A 2,250-nucleotide genomic window follows, 5' to 3' on the forward strand; every position below is an offset into this window, starting at 1 on the left:
TCCGAATCCTGCTCGGAGTACTGCGCGCGACCGGTGGCGACGCCGCGGTCTTCGGCCGAGACCCCTGGACCGATGCGGTCGACCTGCATCGCCGGATCGCCTATGTCCCCGGCGATGTCACGCTGTGGCCGTCACTGTCGGGCGGTGAGACGATCGACCTGCTCGCCCGCATGCGCGGCGGGCTGGACGAGTCACGCCGCGGCGAGCTGATCGAACGCTTCGAACTCGACCCCACCAAGAAGGCGCGCACCTATTCCAAGGGCAACCGGCAGAAAGTCGCACTGGTGTCGGCCTTTTCGGCGAACGCGGATCTGCTGATCCTCGACGAGCCCACCTCGGGTCTGGACCCACTGATGGAGCAGGTCTTCCAGGACTGCGTGCGCGATGCCGCCGCCCGTGGCGCGACGGTGCTGCTGTCGAGCCACATCCTGTCCGAGGTCGAGCACTTGTGCGACCGGGTCACCATCATCCGCGCCGGGCGTACCGTCGAATCCGGTTCGCTCAACGACCTGCGCCATCTGAGCCGCACTGCCATCACCGCCGACCTGATCGGCGATCCCGGCGATCTGAGCACGATGCCCGGGGTCGGCGATGTCGAACGAGACGGTTCGACCCTGCGCTGCCAGGTCGACGCCGACCACCTCGGCGCACTGATCCGGGTACTCGGCGACGCGGGGGTCCGTAGCCTGACCAGCGCACCACCGACGCTAGAGGATCTGTTCCTTCGCCACTACCACGTCGACGACGCCGAGACCGCGGAGAAGGTGCGGGCATGACTGCGACAGCCGCTCTCCCCCGTTTCGCCGGAACTGCCCGCACCGCAGGCGAATTCGCCGGCACCGGCCAGATGCTGCGCCTGTATCTGCGCCGCGACCGGGTGGTCGCGCCGCTGTGGTCGCTGCTGATCGGGCTGATGCCCGCGCTGCAGATCGTGTCGATCAAGGACATCTACACCACCGGAGAACAACTCGACCACTTCGCGGCGACCACGGCGGCCAGCCCCGCGCTGATCGCCATGTACGGACCCGTTTTCAGCTCGGCACTCGGTTCCATCGGCACCTGGAAGGCCGGGGCGATGTACGCGATGATCGCGATCGCCGCGGTACTCACGGTCATCCGCCACACCAGGGTCGAGGAGGAGACCGGGCGCGCGGAACTGGTCGGCGCCACCAGCATCGGCCGCTTCGCCGGCCTCACCGGAGCACTCCTGCTCACCTACGGTGCTTCGGCGGTTGCCGGAATCGTCTGTGCCGCTTCACTGATGGCCACCGATCTGCCTGCCGGAGGGTCGGTCGCCTTCGGCGCCGCACTCGCCGGCTCCGGTGTGGTCTGGGGTGCGGTGGCCGCCGTCGCCGCGCAGGTCAGCACCGGCGCGCGGCTTGCCCGTGGCATCGCGCTGGGCGCACTGGGCGCGGCGTTCGCGGTACGTGCGGTCGGCGATGCGGGAAACGGTGTGCTGTCCTGGTTTTCGCCGCTGGGGTGGTGCCTGCAGATCCGCCCGTTCGCCGACGAACGCTGGTGGGTGCTCGTACCGATGGCCGCCCTCGCCACCGGTGCGACGCTGCTCGCCTATCGGTTGCTGCGGACACGCGATATCGGCGCGGGATTGCTGGCCGACCGACCCGGACCGGCCGTCGCGGGCACCGCGCTGTCGGGTCCGGTGGGTCTGGCCTGGCGGCTGCAGCGAGGTTCGCTGCTCGCCTGGACGACCGGTTTCGCCCTCTACGGTCTGCTCATCGGCGGTGCGGTCAACAGCATCGGCGGCATGCTCGACGACAGCGGCACCCTGCAGGACGTGGTCACCTCGATGGGCGGGTCGGCCGATCTGGAGAAGTCGTTCATCGCCTACGCCGTCACCATGCTGGCCGCCGCGGCCGCCGCCTACTCCGTGTCGGCGCTGCTGCGATTGCACGAGGAGGAGAACTCCGGGCGCGCGGAGACGGTCCTGGCCGCCGCGGTGAGCCGCGTGCGCTACGCGTCGAGCCACCTGCTGTTCGCGATCGGCGGACCCGCCGTGGCCCTGCTGACCGCGGGCCTGGCGATCGGCATCGTCTGGGGTGCGACAGACGGCGACCTCCCCGGCAAGGTCGGCGAATCCTTGGGCGCGGTCGCGGTACAACTGCCCGCGGTCTGGGTGGTCACCGCCATCGCGATGCTGTTGTTCGGCGCACTGCCCAAGTACGCGGCACTCGCGTGGGGCGTGCTGAGCGCGATGATCGTGATCTTCGTGCTGGGCTCGCTGGGCAGCTT

At 69.6% G+C, this 2,250-nt stretch carries 2 protein-coding genes; both read left to right on the forward strand.

Annotation, left to right across the window (positions count from 1 at the left end; translation table 11 throughout):
* On the forward strand, positions 1–776 hold a 776-nt coding region (locus tag ACFWF3_RS32925; RefSeq protein ID WP_379317796.1), incomplete at its 5' end, for an ATP-binding cassette domain-containing protein.
* Positions 773–2,250: ABC transporter permease (locus tag ACFWF3_RS32930; RefSeq protein WP_379317798.1), on the forward strand; the 1,478-nt coding region annotated here is incomplete at its 3' end. The genes ACFWF3_RS32925 and ACFWF3_RS32930, both read left to right, overlap by 4 nt.

The sequence above is a fragment of the Nocardia sp. NPDC060220 genome, from assembly GCF_042727815.1.
Taxonomy (GTDB): Bacteria; Actinomycetota; Actinomycetes; order Mycobacteriales; family Mycobacteriaceae; genus Nocardia.